At 77.3% G+C, this 21,157-nt stretch carries 18 protein-coding genes; 8 read left to right on the plus strand and 10 right to left on the minus strand.

Annotated features, from left to right (window positions below; genetic code table 11):
* Positions 1-96: 96 nt before the first annotated feature.
* Positions 97-978 (minus strand): ABC transporter ATP-binding protein, encoded by an 882-nt coding sequence (locus tag VER05_RS07895; protein WP_324844825.1) that lies wholly within the window; start codon positions 976-978, stop codon positions 97-99.
* A gap of 109 nt (positions 979-1,087) precedes the next feature.
* Here VER05_RS07895 and VER05_RS07900 point away from each other — a divergent pair, with 109 nt between their 5' ends.
* The 3 genes from VER05_RS07900 (at position 1,088) to VER05_RS07910 (ending at position 3,929) form a co-directional block, all read left to right on the plus strand.
* Complete coding sequence (locus VER05_RS07900; RefSeq protein WP_324844826.1) at positions 1,088-2,293, plus strand: sensor histidine kinase; 1,206 nt, start codon at positions 1,088-1,090, stop codon at positions 2,291-2,293.
* A complete protein-coding gene (locus VER05_RS07905) occupies positions 2,286-2,945 on the plus strand; it encodes a response regulator transcription factor (RefSeq protein ID WP_324844827.1) in 660 nt (219 codons plus the stop codon). Before VER05_RS07900 ends, VER05_RS07905 begins: the two co-directional genes overlap by 8 nt.
* Positions 2,946-3,059: 114 nt before the next feature.
* Positions 3,060-3,929, plus strand: coding sequence for a hypothetical protein (locus tag VER05_RS07910; RefSeq protein ID WP_324844828.1), 870 nt, complete (start codon positions 3,060-3,062; stop codon positions 3,927-3,929).
* A gap of 44 nt (positions 3,930-3,973) precedes the next feature.
* On the opposite strand, the gene VER05_RS07915 is transcribed toward VER05_RS07910, so the two are convergent.
* Positions 3,974-4,732, minus strand: a complete 759-nt coding sequence (locus VER05_RS07915; protein WP_324844829.1) for an SDR family oxidoreductase — start codon at positions 4,730-4,732, stop codon at positions 3,974-3,976.
* 91 nt (positions 4,733-4,823) lie between these two features.
* Positions 4,824-5,216 carry a hypothetical protein gene (locus tag VER05_RS07920; protein WP_324844830.1) on the minus strand — a complete coding sequence of 131 codons (393 nt, stop codon included), beginning with the start codon at positions 5,214-5,216 and terminating at the stop codon, positions 4,824-4,826.
* 161 nt (positions 5,217-5,377) lie between these two features.
* Between VER05_RS07920 and VER05_RS07925 the strand changes: the two genes are divergently transcribed.
* The gene (locus VER05_RS07925) at positions 5,378-5,758 is read left to right on the plus strand and encodes a YbjQ family protein (RefSeq protein WP_166943435.1); all 381 of its coding nucleotides are present in this window, start codon (positions 5,378-5,380) and stop codon (positions 5,756-5,758) included.
* Between the two features lie 60 nt (positions 5,759-5,818).
* On the opposite strand, the gene VER05_RS07930 is transcribed toward VER05_RS07925, so the two are convergent.
* The 4 genes from VER05_RS07930 to VER05_RS07945 all read right to left on the minus strand — a co-directional run bounded on the left by VER05_RS07930 (position 5,819) and on the right by VER05_RS07945 (position 9,693).
* A complete protein-coding gene (locus VER05_RS07930; protein WP_324844831.1) occupies positions 5,819-7,465 on the minus strand; it encodes a SulP family inorganic anion transporter in 1,647 nt (548 codons plus the stop codon).
* Positions 7,462-7,824 (minus strand): metalloregulator ArsR/SmtB family transcription factor, encoded by a 363-nt coding sequence (locus tag VER05_RS07935; protein WP_324844832.1) that lies wholly within the window; start codon positions 7,822-7,824, stop codon positions 7,462-7,464. Before VER05_RS07935 ends, VER05_RS07930 begins: the two co-directional genes overlap by 4 nt.
* 70 nt (positions 7,825-7,894) lie before the next feature.
* Positions 7,895-8,677 carry a coenzyme F420-0:L-glutamate ligase gene (locus VER05_RS07940; protein WP_324844840.1) on the minus strand — a complete coding sequence of 261 codons (783 nt, stop codon included), beginning with the start codon at positions 8,675-8,677 and terminating at the stop codon, positions 7,895-7,897.
* Positions 8,678-8,721: 44 nt separating this feature from the next.
* Positions 8,722-9,693: a TIGR03557 family F420-dependent LLM class oxidoreductase gene (locus VER05_RS07945; protein WP_414647583.1), complete on the minus strand. Its 972-nt coding sequence runs from the start codon at positions 9,691-9,693 to the stop codon at positions 8,722-8,724.
* Between the two features lie 205 nt (positions 9,694-9,898).
* Between VER05_RS07945 and VER05_RS07950 the strand changes: the two genes are divergently transcribed.
* Positions 9,899-10,843: a nucleoside hydrolase gene (locus tag VER05_RS07950; RefSeq protein ID WP_324844834.1), complete on the plus strand. Its 945-nt coding sequence runs from the start codon at positions 9,899-9,901 to the stop codon at positions 10,841-10,843.
* Between the two features lies 1 nt (position 10,844).
* Here the strand turns inward: VER05_RS07950 and VER05_RS07955 are convergent, their stop codons facing one another.
* Entirely contained in the window at positions 10,845-11,693 is an 849-nt protein-coding gene (locus VER05_RS07955) for a LysR family transcriptional regulator (RefSeq protein WP_218706272.1), read from the minus strand.
* Positions 11,694-11,887: 194 nt separating this feature from the next.
* Here VER05_RS07955 and VER05_RS07960 point away from each other — a divergent pair, with 194 nt between their 5' ends.
* Positions 11,888-13,348, plus strand: coding sequence for an MFS transporter (locus VER05_RS07960; RefSeq protein ID WP_324844835.1), 1,461 nt, complete (start codon positions 11,888-11,890; stop codon positions 13,346-13,348).
* A gap of 103 nt (positions 13,349-13,451) precedes the next feature.
* Positions 13,452-14,177: a 4'-phosphopantetheinyl transferase family protein gene (locus VER05_RS07965; RefSeq protein WP_324844836.1), complete on the plus strand. Its 726-nt coding sequence runs from the start codon at positions 13,452-13,454 to the stop codon at positions 14,175-14,177.
* A gap of 30 nt (positions 14,178-14,207) precedes the next feature.
* Here VER05_RS07965 and VER05_RS07970 read toward each other — a convergent pair whose 3' ends face one another.
* Together VER05_RS07970 and VER05_RS07975 are read right to left on the minus strand one after the other, a co-directional pair.
* Positions 14,208-15,527 (minus strand): M1 family metallopeptidase, encoded by a 1,320-nt coding sequence (locus tag VER05_RS07970; protein WP_324844837.1) that lies wholly within the window; start codon positions 15,525-15,527, stop codon positions 14,208-14,210.
* Positions 15,524-19,432 carry a Pls/PosA family non-ribosomal peptide synthetase gene (locus VER05_RS07975; RefSeq protein WP_324844838.1) on the minus strand — a complete coding sequence of 1,303 codons (3,909 nt, stop codon included), beginning with the start codon at positions 19,430-19,432 and terminating at the stop codon, positions 15,524-15,526. The genes VER05_RS07970 and VER05_RS07975 overlap by 4 nt, the downstream gene beginning before the upstream one ends.
* Positions 19,433-19,612: 180 nt before the next feature.
* Between VER05_RS07975 and valS the strand changes: the two genes are divergently transcribed.
* Positions 19,613-21,157, plus strand: a 1,545-nt coding sequence (gene valS / locus VER05_RS07980; RefSeq protein WP_324844839.1) for a valine--tRNA ligase, incomplete at its 3' end; no start/stop codon positions are given.

Raw genomic sequence — 21,157 nt, forward strand, 5'->3', positions numbered from 1 at the left:
CGCAGGTCGACGCCGCCGCGCCGGTCAGCGCGGGCCCGGCGGGCCTGGACCCCGGCGCCACGGCGGCGACGTCGGCCACGTCGGCCGCCGGCGCCGTCACGCCGCCGCCCCCGCCCGCAGCCCGGCCAGCAGCTCCGGCAGCGTCCGCGCCGCGTCGGTCGTCAGCTCGCGCAGCACCACGTCGGCCGCCCGCGCGAGCCGCCCGACGGCCTCCGGCGCGGCCGGGCTGGCCAACCGCCCGTCGGCCGTGCGGCCGTGCGCGACCCCGTGCAGGTCCAGCACCCGCGCCAGCCGCTCGTCGTCGTCGCTCGCCACGACCGTCCGTCGCCCGCCCAGGACCGACCCCGCCGGCCCCGCGGCCACCACCCGGCCGGCGTCCAGCACCACGACGTCGTCCGCCACCGCCCGCGCGTCGTCGACCCGCGAGCACGCGAGCAGCGTCGTCCCGCCCACGGCCGCCGCCCGCGCGAGCACGTCCCGCAGCCACGGCGGCGCGGCCTCGGCGCCGCTCCCGGGCTCGTCCAGCACCAGCACCGGCGGCCCGCCGAGCAGCGCCCGCGCGACGCCGAGCCGGTGCCGCTGCTCCGCCGGGTACCGGCCGGCCGGGCGGTGCGCGTCGACCAGCGGCAGCCCGACGGCCTCGAGCACGCCGCCGATCCGGTGCTCGGGGACCCCGGCGAGCAGCGCCGACCACGCCAGCGCGTCCCACCCGCTACGCCGGGGGTCGAACGCGTCGGGGTCGAGCAGCACGCCCACGTGCCGCCGCGGCGCCGGCAGCCGGGCGTAGGGGCCGCCGAGGACGTGGGCGGTCCCCCGCGTGGGCCGGGCGTACGCGCACAGCACCCGCAGGACGGTCGACTTGCCGCTCCCGCCGGCGCCGAGCAGCACCGTCACCCGGCCGGGGCGGGCGCGCAGGGACACGTCGCGCGCGCCCCCGCCGCCGCGGTAGGTCTTGGTCATCCGGTCGATCTCGATCACGGGGTCAGGCTGGCCGGGCGCTCCCGGGACCCGGATCGGCCGGCCGTCGCGCGCCGGGTGCGACTTCGGTCGGACGCCGGTCCCGGGCTGCCCCTCCTACGCTGGGCCGGTGACCAGCGCAGCCGGGCCCGGACCTGCACCCCGTGGTGCGGGCCCACCGCGGCCCGGCCGGGCGCGCGAGGCGGCGGTGCTCGGCGGCGCGGCGCTCGTCGGCGCGGTGTCGCTCGGGCTCGCCGCGACGTCCGCCGCGGGCGCGCCGTGGTGGCGGTGGGTGCTGGACGCGCTGGTCGGGGTCGGCGCGCTCGCGCTGCTCACCCGCCGGGACCGGTTCCCCGCCGCCGTCGCCGCGGTGATCGTGCTCGCGTCGACCTGGTGCTCGTCGGTCCTCGGCGCCACCGTCGTCGCGGTCGTGGCGCTGGCGTCGACCCGGCGCTGGCGCCCGGTGGCGGCGGTCGGCGCGCTGTTCGTGGCCTCCACGGTCGTCGACGACGTGCCGCACGGCGCGTTCGCGCGCGCGGGCGAGCAGGCGGTGCTCGTCGCCGCGGTCTACGCGGCGCTGGTCGGGCTCGGCGCGTACCTCGGCAGCCGCCGCGACCTGGTGGCCGCCCTCCGGGGGCGCGCCGAGGCGACCGAGCGGGAGCAGCGGGCCCGGGTCGAGCAGGCGCAGGTCGCCGAGCGCGCCCGGATCGCGCGGGAGATGCACGACGTGCTCGCGCACCGGGTCTCGCTGGTCGCGATGGGGTCGGGCGTGCTGGCGTTCCGGCCCGACCTGCCGGAGCAGGAGCGGGTGGCCGCGGCCACCGCGGTGCGGGACAACGCGAACCTCGCCCTCGCGGAGCTCCGGCAGGTGCTCGGCGTGCTCCGGCAGGGCGACGCCCCGGTCCCGGACGCGCCGCAGCCGACCCTCGCCGACGTCGGCCGGCTGGTGGCGGAGGCCAGGGCGCTCGGCGACGACGTCCGGCTCGACGTCGCGGCCGGCACCCGGGACGCGGTCGCGGCGCTGCCCGCCCCGACCGGGCGGGACGCGTACCGGATCGTGCAGGAGGGCCTGACCAACGCCCGCAAGCACGCCCCGGGCGCGGCGGTCCGCGTCGAGGTCGGCGGATCGCCCGGCGGGCTGCTGACCGTCGAGGTCCGCAACGGACCGGCCACCCGGCCGCCCTCGGGTGTGGTGGGATCGGGCACGGGCCTGGTCGGCGCCGCCGAGCGGGCCCGGCTCGCCGGCGGGCGGCTGGACCACGGGCCCGACGCCGCCGGGGGCTACCGGCTGCGCGCCGTGCTGCCGTGGGAGGTCGACGAGGAGCGGGATGGCTGACGACACGGTCCGGGTGGTCCTGGTCGACGACGAGGAGCTCGTGCGCACCGGCCTGCGGCTGGTGCTCGGCGCCGACCCCGGGGTCGCGGTGGTCGGCGAGGCGGGCGACGGCGCGGAGGCCGTGCGGGTGGTCGACCGCGAGCGCCCCGACGTCGTGCTGATGGACATCCGGATGCCGCGGGTCGACGGCCTGGAGGCCCTGCGCCGGCTGCGCGCCGGCCACCCCGGCGTCGCCGTCGTCGTGCTCACCACCTTCGACACCGACGACATGGTGCTGACCGCGCTGCGCGACGGCGCCGCGGGGTTCCTGCTCAAGAACACCCCGCCCGCCGACCTGCTCGCCGCGGTCCGGACCGTCGCGGCCGGGCGGCCGATCCTGTCGCCGTCGATCACGGCCCAGCTCATCGCGACCGTGTCCCGGGCGCCCGACCGCTCCGTCGCCGCCGACGCCCGCCGCGCGCTGGACGGGCTGACCGAGCGGGAGCGCGACGTCGCGCTGGCCGTGGCGCGCGGGCTGTCGAACGCCGACATCGCCGCGGAGCTGTACCTCAGCGTCGGGACGGTGAAGACCCACATCGGGCACCTGTTCGACAAGCTCGGGCTGGAGAACCGGGTCCAGGTCGCGCTGCTGGTGCGCGACGCGGAGGGCTGACCCGGGTCGCCCGCGGGGACGGGGCGCGCGGTCGCGCGGCTCCGACCAAAGTCGCAGGCGGGTCGGGTCGACCGCCCGATCCGGGTCCCACCGGCACCGGACGAGCCTGGGGGCATGACCTCCTCCACCGCCTCCCGCACCACCCGCGGCACCACCCGCCGCCCGTCCCCCGCGCTGCTGCGGGTCCTGCTCGTCGCCGGCGCGGCCACCGCCGCGGTCCCCGCGCTCGCCTCGGCTGCGGTCGCCGACGACGCGCCGGCGGCCGACCCCGCCGCGACCACGCCCGTCTGCCAGGACGTCCCCGCCTCCGCCCTGGGGCGCGAGGGCGACGGCAGCGTGCCGCTCGGCGACTCCGACCTCGTCCTGGTGCGCCACCGCGACCAGGTCGCCGTCGAGGGCGGCTCCCCCGCCGTCACGAGCCTCGCCGTCGTGCAGGACGGCCGCACGTTCGGGGCCACCGCGACCCCCGCCGGGCTCACGCTCGAGGTCTACCTGGCCGGCTACGACCACGTCGCGGTGTGCTGGGAGCAGCCGGAACCGGTCGTCGTCCCCGACCCCGTGCTGGTCCCCGGCACCACCGAGCCCCCGGTCGTCGCCGAGGTGCAGGTGGTGCCGGAGACGCCCGGGCCCACCGACGGCGACCCGCGTCCCCCGCGCCCGGAGCGCCCCGCGGTCGTCGAGCAGACGCACCCCGGCACGGCGGCCCGGCCGCAGGTCGTGCCGGAGCCGACCGACGGCGCCGCGGCCCTCGCCGCGGGCACCGTCGCCGCCGCGACCGCCCCGGTCGTCGCCCCGCCCGCGACCGCCCCGACCGCCGCGCACGCCACCCCGGCGCCCGCGCCCGCGCCCGCCGCCGCCGCGCGCCTCGCCACCACCGGCGTCGCCGTCGGGCCGCTCGCCGCGTGGTCCGGCTCCGCCGTCGCGCTCGGCGCCGCGCTCGTCCTGCTCCGGTCCCGCGCCGCGCGCGCCCGCCGGAGCCGCTGACCGCTCCGACGGGTGCGCGCCGACGCGGGCGCGCCGACGCGGGCTCAGGACGCCCGCGCCGCGGAGCCCAGCCAGTCGTCGAACGACAGCCGGCCCCGGACGGCGTCCGGCCCGCCGCGCAGCGCGCCCGACGCGAGCCCCGAGCCGTACCGGCCCGGGAGCCGCACCTCGAGCACCCGGCGCCCCGTCCCGTCGTGCGCGGACAGCCGGCGGATCATCCCCGCCAGCGTGTCGTCGGCCGGCCCGACCAGGTCCGGCGCCCGGCCGGCCGGACCGCCCTCGGCCACCGCCACCAGGTGCTCGGCGACCTCCGCCGCGGCGACCGGACGGGTCAGCGTGCGCGGCGCGAGCGTGACCGGCCCGAGCGACGCCCGCGCGACGATCTGCCCGGCGAACTCGTGGAACTGCGCGGCCCGGGCGATCGTGTGCGGGACGCGCGCCGCCGCGACCAGCCGCTCCTGGGCGACCTTGCCCGCGTAGTAGGACGCGTCGATCCCGTCGATCCCGACGATCGACAGCGCGACGTGGTGCCGCACGCCGACCCGCTCCTCCGCGGCCAGCAGCCGGCGGGTGCTCGCCTCGAAGAACGCGACGGCGCCCTTCGCCGACAGCGTCGTCGTGCTGAGGACGTCCACCACCACGTCGGCCCCGGCGAGCGCGGCGTCGACCGCGGCGTCGGGGCTGCGCGCGAGGTCGACCCCCGCGGCGCGGCTCAGCACGACGACGTCGTGCCCGCGCTCGCCGGCGACCCGCACCACGTGCCGGCCCACCGTTCCGGTGCCACCGCAGACGGCGATCCTCATGTCCCGCTCCTCGTGCTCGTGCGCGGCGGGCGCCGCGCTCCGCCCCGTCGACGACGCTGCGCACCCGGGTGTGAGGTCGTGCCGGCGAGCCCTAGCCCGCGAGCCCCTTGGGCACCGACAGCCCCAGGAGCCGGAGCAGCCGGACCACGGTCTCCTCGACGAACGTGTCCTCCGGCTCCTCGCCCTCGATCGCCATCAGCCGCCGCACCTCGTTCGGCTGCACGTCGAGGGCGCCCACCGACTCGGCCCACGTCGCGAACGCCTCCGCCTCGGCCTCGATGTCGACCGGCTCGCTCTCGGCCGGGTCGTCGTACAGGTCGCGCGGCTGGAACCCGAGGTAGAACCGCCCCAGGCCCTCCGGCGCCGGGCGGTAGTCGATGACGGCGATGTCGCTGTCCTGGACCTCGATCGCCAGGCTCGGGGTGGCCGCGAGGTCGCCGCCCCACCGACCGTCGCCGTACTGGAACTTCTCGGACTCGCCCAACCCGGGCCTCCCTCTCGTCGTGCCCCCGCCGTCGGCGCCGCGCCCGCGGGCCCGGCGTCGCGATGCTAGCCGCGCCCGGGCGGGTGGTGGCGGACCCGGCGGCCGGGTGATCCTGCGCGTCCGGTTCGCGGCCCGGGCCACCGGGCTGGCACCATCGCCGCATGATCGTGGTGACCAGCAACGAGATCCCCGGCTACCGCATCCAGGCGGTGCTCGGCGAGGTCATGGGCCTGACCGTGCGCTCGACCAACATCGGGGCGAACTTCACGGCGGGCTTCCGCTCGATCGGCGGCGGCGAGATCCCCGAGTACACCAAGATCATGTACGAGTCCCGGCACGAGGTGATGCGCCGGATGACCGAGGAGGCCGCCCAGCGCGGTGCGAACGCGATCGTCGCGATGCGGTTCGACACCGACTCCATCGGGCAGTTCAGCGAGGTGTGCGCCTACGGCACCGCGGTGATCGCGGAGCCGATCCCGGCGGGCGAGCCGGGCGCGACGGGGCAGTCGGCGCAGATCGCGGGGCAGCAGCCCGGGCGCTGACCCGGGCGCGGGCCGGGGCCGACGCACGCGGGGACCGCGCCGGCGGCACCCCGCACCACCTCACCCCGCGCCGACCGCCGGCGTCCGCACCCGCCGCACGTGCTCCCGCGCGTGCGCCAGCGCCGGGCCGAGGTCGTCGAACACGTGCTGCGGGTCGCGGAGCGCCGCCACCAGCCCCGCGCGGCGCACCAGCCCGAGGTGCCGCTCCTGGACGCCCTTGACCAGCACCGTCACGCCCCGCCGCTCGAGGCCCGTGGCCATCTCGGCGAGGACCTGGACGGCCGTCGCATCGAGGAGCTGGAGCTGGGACATCCGCAGGACCACCACGTCGACGTCCTCGATCCGGCCCACCCGCTCCAGCACGCGGTCGGCTGCGCCGAAGAACAACGCACCGTCGAGCCGGAGCAGCGCGATGTGCTCATCGCCCTCCCGCCGCGGGCCGGGTAGCTCCTCGCGCCGGATCCCCGCCGAGCGCGCCACGGTCCGCAGGGTGAGGACCGCCGCCACGGCGACGCCGATCGCGACCGCGTAGATGAGGTCGACGGCGACCGTGACGACCGCCGTCAGCACGAACAGCAGCGCGTCCGGGCGGCTGGACCGGACCACCGCGGTCACCGTGGACGCCTGCACCATGCGCGCCGCCGTCACCATCAGGACGCCCGCCAGGGCCGCGAGCGGGATCCGCTCGACGACGCCGGCGGCGGCGCCCACGACGACGAGGAGCAGCACCGCGTGCACCACGGCCGCCGCCCGGGTGCGCGCGCCCGAGCGGACGTTCACCGCGGTCCGGGCGATCGCCCCGGTGGCCGGCATGCCCCCGAAGAACCCGGCGGCGACCGACGCCAGGCCCTGGCCGACCAGCTCGCGGTCGGGGTCGTAGGGGCCGGTGTCGGAGTGCGACGCCGCCACCCGCGCGGAGAGCAGCGACTCGATCGCCGCGAGCGCCGCCACCGCCACGGCCGGCCCGACGAGCTGCCGGGCCGTCTCGAGGTCGACGGCCGGCAGCGCCGGTGCCGGCAGGCCCGCCGGGAGCCGGCCGATCGTGGCCAGCGGCAGGTGCAGGAGGACGGCCCCGAGCGTGACGACGACGATCGCCACGATCGACCCTGGCAGAGCGTGGTGCACGCGCGGTGCGACCGCCATCACGAGGGCGACCACCGCCACGGCCCCGAGCGACCAGGCGGCGGTGGCCGGCGACGCCTCCCCCAGCGCCTGCACGGCGGCGACCGCGGCGTTCGCGTCGTGCCCGGCCGCATCGACGCCCAGCGCGGCAGGCACCTGCTGCAGGAAGATGATCACGGCGATGCCGAGCGTGAACCCCTCGATCACCGGCCACGGGATCATCCCGACCAGACGGCCGAGCCGCAGGACGCCGGCGAGCACCACCAGGGTCCCGGCGAGGAGGCAGACGACGCCGAGCGCCCCAGCGCCGTGGGCGGCCACGATCGGCGCGAGCACCACGACCATGGCGCCGGTCGGGCCGGACACCTGGACGGGCGAGCCGCCGAACAGAGCCGCGACCAGGCCGGCGACGACGGCCGTGACGAGCCCGGCCTCGGCGCCCGCTCCCGAGCTGACCCCGAACGCCAGCGCGAGCGGGAGCGCGACGATGCCGACGGTGAGGCCGGCGAGGAGGTCGGCGCGCCAGGTCCGCGGCAGGTCCGCGTAGTCCCGGCGCCCGGGCAGCAGCGAGCGCCAGCCGGTCACCGCTCGGCCCGCTCGTCCGCGTCGGCCGGCTCCTGGAGGGTGGCCTCGATCCGCTGCCGCGTGGTCCGGAGCATCTCGGCGAGCAGCTGGCGGGACACGCGCAGCAGCTCGGCGACCCGGGGCGACGCCAGCCGGTACAGCACCTGGCCGCCCCGGCGATCCGACTCGACCAGCTCGTAGCGGCGCAGGACGGCGAGGTGCTGGGACAGGTTCGACGGCTCGAGCCCGGTCGCCGCGATCAGGTCGGAGACGGGCACCTCGCCGCCCTCGTCGAGCAGCTCCAGCACGCGGATGCGCGCGGGGTGCGCGAGTCCCTTGAAGAGATTGGCCTTGATCTCGGAGAGCGGGTGCTCGGTCACGAGACTCCTTGCGCAGATGATGAATTGATGAATTCATCATATGGGCGACGGCGCGCGGGACACCGGGACCTCAGTGCCCGCCCGCCCCCGCCGCGTCCTTCCACCCGCGCGCGTACGCCTCCGCGGTGCCCTCGGCGAACATGTCGTCCGGGCCGGTCCGCACCAGGACCCGCGCCCCGGGGCCGTCGTCGGCGGTGACGACGTGTGCCAGGCCGCGGACCACGGCCACCGGCCGCCCGGTGGCCTTGCCCTTGACCAGCTCCGCCGCGGCGGCGATCTCGTCCGCGACGGCCGCCATGCTGACCTGCAGCGGGCGCCCGTGGGTGTCGGTCGAGCCGCGCAGGTCGTCGAGCACCTGCACGCCCGCGGCGCCGATCGCGATGTCGGTCTGCCCCTGCCGCCACGGCCGCCCCGCGGTGTCGCTGACGACGACGCCCAGCCGCACCCCGAACCGCTCCCCCAGCGCCGCGCGCAGCGCCCGGGCGGTCGCGTCCGGGTCGACGGGCAGCAGCAGGACCGTGCCCTCGTCGGTGTTCGACGCGTCGACGCCCGCGGCTGCCATGACCAGGCCGAGCCGGTTCTCCACGATCCGGGTGACGCCCCCGGGGTGCTCGCGGGTCGCCACGACCCGGACCGTCTCGGCGGTGATCGCCGCCTCGCGGTCCTCGGCCTGGACCACGCGGCCCTCGGCCTTGGACACGACCTTGCTCGTCACGACGAGCACGTCGCCGTCCGCGAGCGCCGTGGCCGGCCGGGCCGCCGCGTCCGCCGCCAGGGCGTCGCCCAGCAGGGCGGCGAGGTCGTCGCCGGGGCGCACCTCGCCGATCCCGGGGACGCCCCAGGCGGTGAGCAGGTCGGCCGCGGCGGAGACCGGGCCGGCCTCGGCGTCGGCCACGGTCAGCGCACCAGCTTCGGCAGCACGTCGCGGCCGAACACGTCGATCCACTCGCGCTGGTTGCGGCCCACGTTGTGCAGGTAGATCCGGTCGAAGCCCAGGTCGACGTACTTCTGGATCTCGGCGCGGTGCACGTCCGGGTCGGCCGAGATGACCATGCGGCCCTCGAAGTCCTCCGGGCGCACGAGCTTGGCCATCTGCGCGAAGTCGAACGGCGAGCGGATGTCGCCCTTCGGGAACTTCATGCCGCCGTTGGGCCACTCGACCATGGCGTTCTCGAGCGCCTGCTCGTCGGTGTCCGCCCAGGACAGGTGCAGCTGCAGCACCTTCGGCAGGTCCTGCGGGTCGCGGCCCGACTCGCGGACGCCCTCCTCGAACTTGCCGAACAGGCCGCTGATCTTCTCCAGCGGGGCGCCGACGGTGATGAGGCCGTCCGCGTGCTTGCCCGCGCGCTTGGCGGTGACGGGGCCGGCGGTGGCGACCAGGATCTCCGGAGCGACCTCGGGCATGGTCCACAGCCGGGTCGACTCGACCTTGTAGAACTGCCCGGCGTGCTTGACGTCCTTGCCCGCGAGCGACGCCGTGAACAGCTTCTTGATGATGTCGATGGCCTCGAACATCCGGTTGATCCGCTCGGGCGCCTCGGGCCAGTACTGGGCGGTGATGTGCTCGTTCAGCGCCTCGCCGGAGCCCAGGCCCAGCCAGTGCCGGCCCGGGTACATCGCGGCCAGCGTCGCCGACGCCTGCGCGACCATCGCCGGGTGCCAGCGGAACGTCGGGGCGGTCACGCCGGGGCCCATGTCGCCGGTGGTGCGCTCGCCGAGCGCGGCCAGGACGTTCCACACGAACGCGGACTGCCCCTGCTGCGGGACCCACGGCTGGTAGTGGTCGGCCGCCATCGTGCCGAGGAACCCCTGCGACTCCGCGTACGCCGACAGCTCGACCGCCTCGGTCGGATGGAACTGCTCCAGCATCGCCGCGTACCCGACCTGCAGGCCCTCGGCCACCACACCCTGTGCCACGAACGCTCTCCCTCGTGCCCGGGCCGGCACGGTCGCCGGCCCTCGTCGAGCCTAACCAGCGGGTGTTACGGGGACATTCCGGATCGGGGCGACCGGCGGCCCTTGACCCGCGCCGCCGCGCGCTGCGAGGCTCCCCCGGCCGACGTGAGGAGCACCGATGCCCCGCCCGATCATCCTCGACTGCGACCCCGGCCACGACGACGCGGTGGCCCTGCTGCTGGCGCACGGCAGCCCCGAGGTCGAGGTGCTGGCGGTCACGACCGTCGCGGGCAACCAGGACCTCGGCGAGGTCACCCGCAACGCGCTCGCCGTGGCCCGGGTCGCCGGGCTCGCCGGCGTGCCGGTCGCCGCCGGCGCGGACCGCCCGATCGTCCGGGTCCGGGACCACGCCGCGAGCATCCACGGCGAGTCGGGCCTGGACGGCCCCGCCCTGCCCGAGCCCGCGCAGGCGCTCGACCCGCGGCACGCGGTGGACCTGATCGTCGAGACGGTGATGACCCGCGAGCCGGGCACCGTGACGCTCGTCCCGACCGGGCCGCTCACGAACATCGCGCTGGCGGTGCTGCGCGAGCCGCGGATCGTCGACCGGGTGCGGCAGGTCGTGCTCATGGGCGGGGCCTACCGGACCGGCAACTGGTCGCCGGTGGCGGAGTTCAACATCCGCGAGGACCCCGAGGCCGCGCGGGTCGTGCTGCGCGCCGGGTGGGACGTCGTCGTGGTCGGGCTCGACCTGACCCACCAGGCGCTCGCCACCCCGGAGGTCGTGCGCCGCATCGCCGGGGTCGGCACCGCTCCGGCCCGGTTCGTCGAGGAGCTGCTCGCGTTCTTCACGGCGTCGTACCGCGGCACGATGGGGTTCGACGCCCCGCCGGTGCACGACCCGTGCGCGGTCGCGTACGTGATCGACCCGACGGTGATGACGGTCCGGCGGGCGCCGGTCGACGTGGAGCTCGCGGGCGAGCTGACCACCGGCATGACGGTGGTCGACCTGCGCGCCCCGGCGCCGGACGGCTGCCCGACGGCGATCGCGCTCGAGCTGGACCGGGAGCGGTTCTGGGACCTGGTGGTCGACGCCCTGGAGCGCATCGGCGACCCGGGCTGACTCAGCGCGGCGCCTGGCCCAGGATCGCCGTGGTCAGCGCGTCGATCGGCTCGCGCGGCGACTGCGGGTTGGCCACCAGGGTGATGTCGACGTCACCCAGGTCCGGCAGGCCGAGCGCCGCGGCGGGCAGCTGCACCAGGTCCTCCGGCAGCAGGCTCTGCGGCAGCACGGCGATGCCGAGCCCGGCCCGGAGCGCGGCGAGCACCCCGTTGACCTCGATCACCTTGCACGTCGTCCGCCACGGCCGGCCGGCCTCGGTCAGCGCGCGGACGGCGGCCTGCCGGGTGAGCGACGCGCCCTGGTAGGTGATGAGCGGCACCGGCGCCTCGGCGTCGACCGCCGTGCCGGGCACCGCGACCCACACCAGCCGGTCCCGGCGCACGAGCTGCCCCTCCGCCTGGCCGGTCGCCTCCTTGATGTAGACGAGGTCGAGCTGGCCCGCGCGCAGCCGGCGGTGCAGCGCGCCGCTCTGCGCGACGGTCAGCTCGAGGTTGATCCGCGGGTGCAGCCGGCGGAAGTCGCGCAGCACGCGGGGCAGCTGGGCGAGGGCCAGGTCGTCGGCCGCGCCGAACCGCAGCCGCCCGTGCATCGCCGAGCCCGTGAAGTACCGGGTCGCCTCGTCGTGCGCCGCGAGGATCGTCCGGGCGAACGTCGCCATCGCCTGGCCGTCGTCGGTGAGCGCCACGCCGCGGGTGTCGCGGTCCAGCAGGCGGCGGCCCGCGGCGTCCTCGAGCTTGCGCACGTGCTGGCTGACCGTGGGCTGCGACAGGGACAGCCGGGCCGCGGCGCGCGTGAAGTTCAACGTCTCGGAAACGGCGAGGAAAGTGCGCAGCTGGTCGGGGTCAAACACGGCGATCCTCCCGCTCGGACACGGCCTCGCTGACCTGCGACACCGTCACGCGATCATTACAGAACATGATCACAGTGATTGCCGCTATCACCTCAAGAAATCGCGTGGGCGGCCGTAGCCTAGAGGGACACGACTCGTCACGGACCTGAGTTCCGCACCGACACCTCACCGCATCGCCTCAGCAAGGAACACCTGTGCCCTCGGCTCGCCGCCACGCCCCGTCCCCGACCCGCACCCGCCGCACCACCACCGCCGCCACGAGCCGCCTGAGCCGGACCCTGCACGGCTCGCGCCTCGCGCTGCACCGCCGCCCCCGGCCGGTGGCCGACACCCCCGCCGACGCCGCGGCAGCCGCCTCGCCGGCACCGGCCGCGCCGAGGCCCCGGAACGCGACGCTCGCCGCGCTCGGCGTCCGCAACTTCCGGCTCTACGTCTTCTCGCAGGTGCTGACGAACACGAGCGGCTGGGCCGCCCGCGTCGCCCAGGACTGGCTCGTGCTCAGCCTCACCGGGTCGGCCGCGCTCGTCGGCCTGACCGTCACGCTGCAGTTCGTGCCGATGCTGCTGCTCGGCCTGGTCGGCGGCGTCGTCGCGGACCGGTTCCCGCGGCGCCGCGTGCTGATGGTGACCCAGTCGGTCTTCGGGCTCTCGACCCTGACGATCGCGGTGCTCGCGATCAGCGGGCACGTCCAGGCGTGGCACGTCCTGGTCGCGGCGTTCGTCAGCGGTCTCGCCACCGTGTTCGACAACCCGGCGCGGCAGGCGTTCGTGCACGAGGTGGCCGGCCCGCAGCACCTCCGCCAGGCGATCAGCGTGAACTCCGCGGTGTTCCAGCTCGGCGGCCTGGTCGGCCCGGCGGTCGCCGGCGGCCTGATCAGCGCGCTCGGCGAGGGCTGGACCTTCCTGCTCAACGCGGTGGCCTGCCTCGCGGCGGTCGCGCTGCTGGCCGTCATGCGGACCGCCGAGCTCACCGCCACGCCCGTGGTGGCGCGCGCCAAGGGCCAGCTCCGCGAGGGCCTGGCGTACGTGCGCCGCAGTCCGCGCATCCTGTGGTCGGTCGTGCTGGTCGGGTTCGTCGCGGTCACCGGCGTGAACATGGCGACCGTCCTCGCGGCCTACACGGACCAGGTGTTCCGCACGGACGCCGGCGGCTACGCGCTGCTCACCTCGATGCTCGCGGTCGGCGCCCTCACCGGCGCGCTGCTGTCCACCCGCCGCCGCGGCAGCCGGATCACGCACCTGGTGCTGCTGGCCGGCGCGATCGGCCTGCTGCAGCTGCTCGCCGCGGCCGCGCCGTCCCGCGCGGGGTTCATCACCGTGCTCATCGCGATGGGCGTCGTCACGCTGCTCTACCTCACCGGGTCGAACACGCTCGTGCAGACGACCGTCGCGCCGCACGTCCGCGGCCGGGTCATGGCGCTGTACGTGCTGGTGCTGCTGGGCGCGCAGGCGGTGTCCGGGACGCTGATCGGCTGGGTCTGCGAGCACCTGGGCGCCCGCGCCGGCATGGTCGCGTGCGGCGTCGGGCCGCTGCTCGGCGCGGTCGTCGTCGGGCTGGCCCTGGCCCGGCGCAGCGAGGGCGGCACCCGGGCGACGATCCACCGGTTCACGCACCGCTCCCCCGCGGACGAGGTCGGCGAGCCCGTCGCCGCCTGACCCGCCGCCGAGTTCGCCGGTTCCGCGCCGACCGGCCCCTGCGGAACCGGCGAGCTCGCGCGCGACCGGCGAGCTCGCGCCCGCCCCGCGGGAGGATGCGGGCGTGCCCCCGATCCGCGTGCGTCGCGCCGCCGTCGTGCCGGCCGACGCGCTGGTGCCGCTGCTCGACCCCCGCGAGCGCGAGCGGCTCGACCGCGCGGCGCCCGGTGATCGCCACGCCGTCGCGTCCGCGCTGCTGCTGGCGCGGCTCGCCGTCGCCGAGGCGTGCGCCGTGGCGCCGGACGCCGTCCGGGTGCGGCGGCGCTGCTCCCGCTGCGGGTCGGCGGCGCACGGCGTGCCCGTGGCGGACCGCGCCGACGGCGGGCCGGTGCCGCACCTCTCCCTGAGCCGCGGGGGCGACCTGGTCGTCGTCGCGCTGTCCGACGCCGGGCCGGTCGGGGTGGACGTCGAGCCCGTGCTCCCGACCCCGGCGCCCGCCGGACGGGACCACCCCGGCGCCGACCTCGCGCGCGTCGTCCTCGCGCCCGGCGAGCCGCCCGCCGCGGGGGCGCACGGGCCGCTGCGCACCTGGGCGCGCACCGAGGCGGTGCTCAAGGCCGCGGGCACGGGCCTCGCCGTCGACCCGCGGACGCTGCGGGTGTCCGACACGACCGGGCACCCGGACGTGCGGGTGCTGGACCGGGCCGCCGCGGCGGTCGTCGCCGGGCCGGGCACGAGGTGGTGGCTCACCGACCTCGACGTCGGCGGCGGGCACGTCGCTGCGCTGGCGGCGCTGGTGCCGTCCGGCGCGAGCCCGGTGGTCGACGACCGCGCGGTGCGCCTCGCCTGAACGCCGGCCGCCCGGCGGCCGTCCCCCGTCTCAGCGGCGGCGCGGCAGCGGCGGGAGCGCCGCGGCCCCCACCCACGCCCCCAGCAGCGGACCCGCGTCCGCCCCGGCCACGTCCGCGACGCAGGCCGCGAGCGCCGCGGTCGTGACCGTGCCGTGCCGGTGCCGGGCCGTCCACGCGCGCAGCACGTCGAAGAACACCGCGTTTCCCAGGTCGAGCCGCAGGGCGTGCAGGGTCAGGGCCCCGCGCTTGTAGAGCCGGTCGTCGAACATGAGGTCCGGGCCGGGGTCGCCGATGACGAGGTCCTGCGGCAGGCCCGCGAGCCGCTGCCGCACGGTGCGCGCCTGCGCGTCCGCGGTCCGGCCGCCCGACTCCTCCTCCCACAGCCACTCGGCGTAGGCGGCGAAGCCTTCGTGCAGCCAGATGTCCCGCCACGTCGCGGCGGTGAGGCTGTTCCCGAACCACTGGTGCGCGAGCTCGTGCGCGACCAGGCGCTCGGTGCCGCGCCGCCCGTCGACGTGGTTGGCGCCGAACACGGACAGGCCGTGCGCCTCGAGCGGGATCTCCAGCGGGTCGTCGGTGACCACGACGTCGTACCGGTCGAACGGGTAGGGCCCGAACCGCTCGACGAACAGCGCCATCATCTGCGGCTGCCGCGCGAAGTCGTGCGCCTGCGCGGCGCGCAGCCGCGGCGGGGCGACGACGTCCTGCGGGACGGACCCGGCCGAGAGCAGGGTCCGCTCGTACCGCCCGATCTGCACGGTCGCGAGGTAGGGCGCGGTGGGCTCGCGCTGCTCGAACTCCCAGCGCACCCGGCTGGACCGCTGCCGGCGGGAGACGAGCGAGCCGTTGCAGACGACCTCGTAGCCGACCTCGGTGGTGACGGCGATCCGGAACGCCGCCTTGGCGCACGGCCGGTCGTCGCACGGGAACCACGACGGCGCGCCGTCGGGCTGGCCGGCGACGATGACGCCGTCGGTGAGCTCCTCCCAGCCGACCTCGCCCCAGGGGCCGCGCCGCGGGCCGGGGCTGCCGCCGTAGTGCACCTCCACGGTGAGCGGCGCACCGGCCGCGACCGGCCGCGCCAGCCGCACCTCGAGCCGCCCGTCGCGCACCGCGAACCGCCCGGGCCGCCGGCCGTCGACCAGCACGCGCGACACCTGCAGGCCGACCAGGTCGAGGGCCAGCCGGTCGAGGTCCGCGGCCGCGGTGGCGTGCACCACGGCGCGCGCGTCGAGCCGGTTGGTCGCGACCCGGTAGTCCAGGTCGAGCTCGTAGCGGGCCACGTCGAGGCCGCCCGGGCCGCGGTCGGGCAGGTACGGGTCGACGCCGACAGGATCCGCCGCCGTCACGCCGTCACCGGCGCGACCGGGTTGCCGGTCCAGCGGCTGCCCGCCGGGATGGACTCGCCGCGCAGCACGAGCGACGCGGGGCCGACGGAGGCGCCCGGGCCGAGGCTCGCGGCGGGCAGGACCACGCCGTGCGGGCCCACGCTCGCGCCGTCGTCCAGGCGGACGGTGTCGATGCTCATCACCCGATCATGGAACAGATGCGTCTGGAGCACGCACCCACGGTTCACCGTCGCCCCGTCGCCGAGGGCCACGAGGTCGGCCTCCGGCAGCCAGTACGTCTCGCACCAGACCCCGCGGCCGATGCGGGAGCCGAGCGCCCGCAGCCACAGGTTCATCGCCGGCGAGCCGACCGTCGCGGGGCCCAGCCACGGCACGGCGACGACCTCGAGGAACGCGTCGGCGAGCTCGTTGCGCCAGATGAACCCGCTCCACAGCGGGTGCTCCCCCGCCCGGATCCTGCCGACCAGCGCCCACTTCGCGACCACGGCCACCACGCACGCGACCACCGCGGCCCCCACCACGACCACCGGCGACAGCAGCGCCGCCGCCCCGAGGCCGCGCGCGTGCGCGACCTCGCCGAGCACCAGCAGCACCGCGACGCCGATCCCGAACGCCACGACGACCGCGAGCAGCCGGCACGCCTCGACCAGCGCGCGGGCGACCCGCAGCCGCGCCGGCGGGTCGAAGGTGCGCGAGGTGTCCGAGTCGCCGGGGGTGCGGCGCAGCGGCTCCGGCGGGGAGCCGAGCCAGGACGTGCCCGGCTTGGCCCGCTCGGGCGCGCCCGACAGCACCGCCACGAGCCCGCGCTTGGGCACCGCCCGCCCCGGCGCGATCATCCCGGAGTTGCCGAGGAACGCCCGCTTGCCGACCTTGGCCCGCTCGACGCGCAGCCAGCCGCGGCCGAGCTCGTAGGAGCCGATCAGGGTGTCGTCGGCCAGGAACGACCCGGCGCCGACCGAGGTCAGCGACGGCAGCATGAGCACGGTCGACGCCTCGACGTCCTTGCCGACCCGCGCGCCGAGCGCCCGCAGCCACAGCGGGGTCAGCGTGCTCGCGTACAGCGGGTACAGCGTGCTCCGCGCGTCGTCCATCAGCCGCTGGGTGGCCCAGACCTGCCAGCCGACCCGGCTGCGCACCGGGTGGTACCCCTCCGCGACGCCGGTCCCGAGCAGCCGGACGCCCACGAGCGTCACGAGCGCGAGCACCGCGAACGACGCCAGCGCGGCGAGCGGCACGGCCCGCAGCGCGTCGTCCCACGCGCCGCCCCAGGACCCGGCGTCGCGCACGCCCGCGGCGACGACCAGCAGCCCGACGGTCGCGGCCAGCACCGGGAGCGCCGCCAGCGCGGCCGCGGTCGCCCCGTACACGCCGACCCACCGGCGCCCGCGCGGCGCCCGGCCGTCGGGCCACGGCTCCGCCGCGGGGCCGGCGAAGGTTGCCGGCGACCCGGCCCACAGCTCGCCCGGCGCGACGCCGGACAGCACCGCGGAGCCGGCGGCGACCTGCGCGCCCTGCCCGATCCGGACGCCCGGGCCGAGCGTGCTCCGGGTGCCGACGGTCGCGCGCTTGTCGATCCGCACCCGCCCGACGTGCAGCACGTCGCCGTCCAGCCAGTGCCCGCGCAGGTCGACCTCGGGCTCGACGGCGCACCGGTCGCCGAGCGTGAGCAGGCCGGTGACCGGCGGGGCGGTGTGCAGGTCCACGTCGGCCCCGACCTTCGCGCCGAGCGCCCGCGCGTAGACCGCGGTCCACGGCGCGCAGGACAGGTTCTCGGCGCCCGCGGCGGCGGCCCAGCTCTCGGCGAACCACAGCCGCAGGTGCACCGACCCGCCGCGCGGGTACCGCCCGGGCCGCAGCCCCCGCAGCAGCGTGCGCGCGACCAGCACCGTCGACCCCATCCGGCCCAGCGGGCTGATCAGCACGAGCCAGCCGAGGGCGAGCCACCACCAGGACGCCGGCACGGGCTCCAGCCACGGCACGGCGCCGGTGACCGCGAGCAGCTGCTCGGCCGCGAGCAGCCAGGTCAGCCAGCGCAGCCCGACCAGCGCCGCGAGCGGCACGCCGAGCAGGGTCTGGATCGCCTGCGCCCGCACCGGCGTCGGCAGGACGACCCGCTCCGCGGCCGGCGCGGCGGGCTCGAGCTCGTCGAGCCGGCGCGCCAGGTCCGCGAGGCGCGGGTACTCGTACACGTCCGCGACGGTCACGGTGCCGAACCGCTCGCGCAGCGCGGACACCAGCTGCGCCGCGACCAGGCTGCCGCCGCCGGCCGCGAAGAAGTCGTCGTCCGGCCCGGACACCGGCGCGCCGAGCGCGGCAGTCCAGCGCTCCGCCACCCAGGCGGCGGTGGGCGACAGGCCCACGGGCCCGGGCCCGGCGTCGGCCGCACCGCCCGGCGCCGCCGCCCCCGGCAGCGGCCACGGCAGCGCGTCCCGGTCGACCTTGCCCGAGCCGCGGGTCGGCAGCGCGTCGACCACCGCGAGCAGCGGCACCAGCGCCGCCGGCAGCACCGCGCGCAGCCGGGCCCGCGCGTCGCCGAGGTCGAGCGTCGCCCCCTCGGCCGGCACCAGGTACCCGGCGAGCACCGCGGTGCCCGCGGGCGTGCGGCGCACGGCGACGGCCGCGCCCGCGACGTCCGGCAGCCCGCCCAGGGCCGCCTCGACCTCGCCGAGCTCGATCCGCCGGCCGCCGATCTTGACCTGGTCGTCCGCGCGCCCGACGAACAGCAGCCCCGCGCGGTCCAGCCGCACCACGTCGCCGCTGCGGTACGCCCGCTCCCAGCCCAGCCCGGGCGCGGGCGCGTACTTCTGCGCGTCCTTCGCCGGGTCGAGGTAGCGCGCGAGCCCGACGCCGCCGATGATCAGCTCGCCGGTCTCGCCCTCCGCGACGGGGGTGCCGCCCTCGCCGACGACCGCGAGGTCCCAGCCGTCCAGCGCCAGCCCGATCCGGACCGGGCCCTCGCCGGTCATCCGCGCCGCGCACGCCACGACGGTCGCCTCGGTGGGGCCGTAGGTGTTCCACACCTCCCGGGCCGGGGTGACCAGCCGCGCCGCGAGCTCGGGCGGGCACGCCTCGCCGCCGAAGATCAGCAGCCGGACGCCGGCGAGCTCCTCGGGCCGCCACAGGCCCGCGAGCGTCGGCACCGTCGAGATGACCGTGATCCCCTGCGCGACGAGCCACGGGCCGAGGTCCATGCCGGTGCGGACCAGCGCGCGCGGCGCGGGCACCAGGCAGGCGCCGTGCGCCCAGGCCAGCCACATCTCCTCGCAGGACGCGTCGAACGCCACGGACAGGCCCGCGAGCACCCGGTCCCCCGGCCCGAGCGGGCGGTCCTGCAGGAACAGCCGCGCCTCCGCGTCGACGAACGCCGCCGCCGACCGGTGGGTCACGGCCACGCCCTTCGGCGCGCCGGTCGACCCGGACGTGAAGATGATCCAGGCGTCGTCGCCGAGCCCGGGTCCGCGCACCGCCGCCGCGCCACCCGCCGCGCCACCCGCCGCCCCGCGCCGCCGCCCCGCCGCCACCAGCGCCCGCAGGTCACCCTCCGCCAGCACCCGGTCGACCGCCGCCTCGGCGAACACCGTGCGCGCCCGCTCGTCCGGGTCGTCGACGTCCACCGGCACGTACGCCGCGCCCGCGGCGAGCACGGCCAGGATCGCCGTGTACAGCTCCGCGGTGCCCGAGGGCACCCGCACGCCGACCCGCGACCCCGGCCCGATCCCCTCGGCCGCCAGCGCCGCCGCCGCGGCCCCCACGACCCCGGCCAGCTCCGCGTAGGTCAGCACCGTGGTGCCGTCGTCGATCGCCGGGGCCTCGCCGTGCGCCGCGACCGTCGCCGCCAGCACGTCCGCCAGGGTCCGCGGCGCAGGCGCCAGCCCCGAGCGCAGCAGCCCGTCCGGTTCGCCCACGTGTTCCTCCCGCCCGTCGGCCGCGCCCCGTCCCGGGCGGCCGACCGGCACTGTGACACAGCCTCCCCGCGCCGGTCGCGGCGGCCCGCGACCGTTCACCGGCGCGTCGCCCGGCGTTCGCGTCCCGGTCACCGGCCCTCGCGTCGGGACAGGCCCGGACATCTGGGAAGATGTGTGCCCATGACCGACCTGTCCCCCGCCGCCACGCCCGCCGCACCCCCGACGACCGCCGCCGCGGCCGTACGCGCGGTGCGCGAGGTACCGGACCGGGTGTCGCTCGACGGCGTCGAGGACCGCTGGGACGGCGCGTGGACCGAGCAGGGCACGTACGCGTTCGACCGGTCGAAGACCCGCGAGCAGGTGTACTCCATCGACACCCCGCCGCCCACCGTCTCCGGCTCGCTGCACGTGGGCCACGTGTTCTCCTACACGCACACCGACGTCGTCGCCCGGTACCGCCGCATGCGCGGGGCCGAGGTGTTCTACCCGATGGGCTGGGACGACAACGGCCTGCCCACCGAGCGCCGCGTGCAGAACTACTTCGGCGTGCGCTGCGACCCGTCGCTGCCCTACGACGAGGGCTTCGAGCCGCCGCACGTCGGCGGCGAGGGCAAGAGCGTCAAGGCCGCCGACCAGGTGCCGATCAGCCGGCGCAACTTCGTCGAGCTGTGCGAGCGGCTGACCGTCGAGGACGAGCAGCAGTTCGAGGCGCTGTGGCGCCGGCTCGGCCTGTCGGTCGACTGGTCGCGCACCTACCAGACCATCTCCGGCGAGGCCCGCGCCGTCGCGCAGCAGGCGTTCCTGCGCAACCTCGCGCGGGGCGAGGCGTACCAGGCCGAGGCCCCGGGGCTGTGGGACGTGACGTTCCAGACCGCCGTGGCGCAGGCCGAGCTCGAGGCCCGCGACTACCCGGGCGCGTTCCACAAGGTGGCGTTCCACCGCGACGGCGCCGACCCGGTCTACATCGAGACCACCCGCCCCGAGCTGCTGCCCGCCGTCGTCGCGCTCATCGCGCACCCGGACGACGAGCGCTACCAGCACCTGTTCGGCACCACGGTGTCGAGCCCGCTGTTCGGCGTCGAGGTCCCCGTGCTCGCCCACCCGGCCGCCGAGCCGGACAAGGGCGCGGGCATCGCGATGTGCTGCACCTTCGGCGACCTGACCGACGTGCAGTGGTGGCGCGAGCTGCAGCTGCCGACCCGCTCGGTGATCGGCCGCGACGGCCGCCTGGTCCGGGACACCCCGGACTGGATCACCGACGAGGCCGGCCGCGCCCTGTACGGCGAGCTCGCCGGCAAGACGACGTTCTCGGCCCGCGAGGCGGTCGTGGCCGGCCTGCGCGAGTCGGGCGACCTGGACGGCGAGCCGCAGGCGACCCAGCGCAAGGCGAACTTCTTCGAGAAGGGCGACAAGCCGCTCGAGATCGTCACCTCGCGCCAGTGGTACATCCGCAACGGCGGTCGCGACGCCGAGCTGCGCGAGCAGCTCCTCGCCCGCGGCGCCGAGCTCGGGTTCCACCCCGACTTCATGCGCGTGCGGTACGAGAACTGGGTCGGCGGCCTGAACGGCGACTGGCTCGTCTCCCGCCAGCGGTTCTTCGGCGTGCCGTTCCCGGTCTGGTACCCCGTGTCGGCGGAGGGCGAGGTCGACCACGACCACCCGATCCTCCCGACCGAGGACCAGCTGCCGATCGACCCGTCGTCCGACGTGCCCGCCGGCTACACG

It is taken from the genome of Cellulomonas sp., from assembly GCF_035634735.1.
GTDB lineage: Bacteria > Actinomycetota > Actinomycetes > Actinomycetales > Cellulomonadaceae > Cellulomonas.

Bases quoted from the DNA above. Each gene is read 5' to 3' on its own strand.
- VER05_RS07945 (WP_414647583.1), bottom strand. From the start codon at position 9,693: ATGCTGGAGCAGTTCCATCCGACCGAGGCGGTCGAGCTGTCGGCGTAC.
- VER05_RS07915 (WP_324844829.1), bottom strand. From the start codon at position 4,732: ATGAGGATCGCCGTCTGCGGTGGCACCGGAACGGTGGGCCGGCACGTG.
- VER05_RS07950 (WP_324844834.1), top strand. From the start codon at position 9,899: ATGCCCCGCCCGATCATCCTCGACTGCGACCCCGGCCACGACGACGCG.
- VER05_RS07905 (WP_324844827.1), top strand. From the start codon at position 2,286: ATGGCTGACGACACGGTCCGGGTGGTCCTGGTCGACGACGAGGAGCTC.
- VER05_RS07925 (WP_166943435.1), top strand. From the start codon at position 5,378: ATGATCGTGGTGACCAGCAACGAGATCCCCGGCTACCGCATCCAGGCG.
- VER05_RS07910 (WP_324844828.1), top strand. From the start codon at position 3,060: ATGACCTCCTCCACCGCCTCCCGCACCACCCGCGGCACCACCCGCCGC.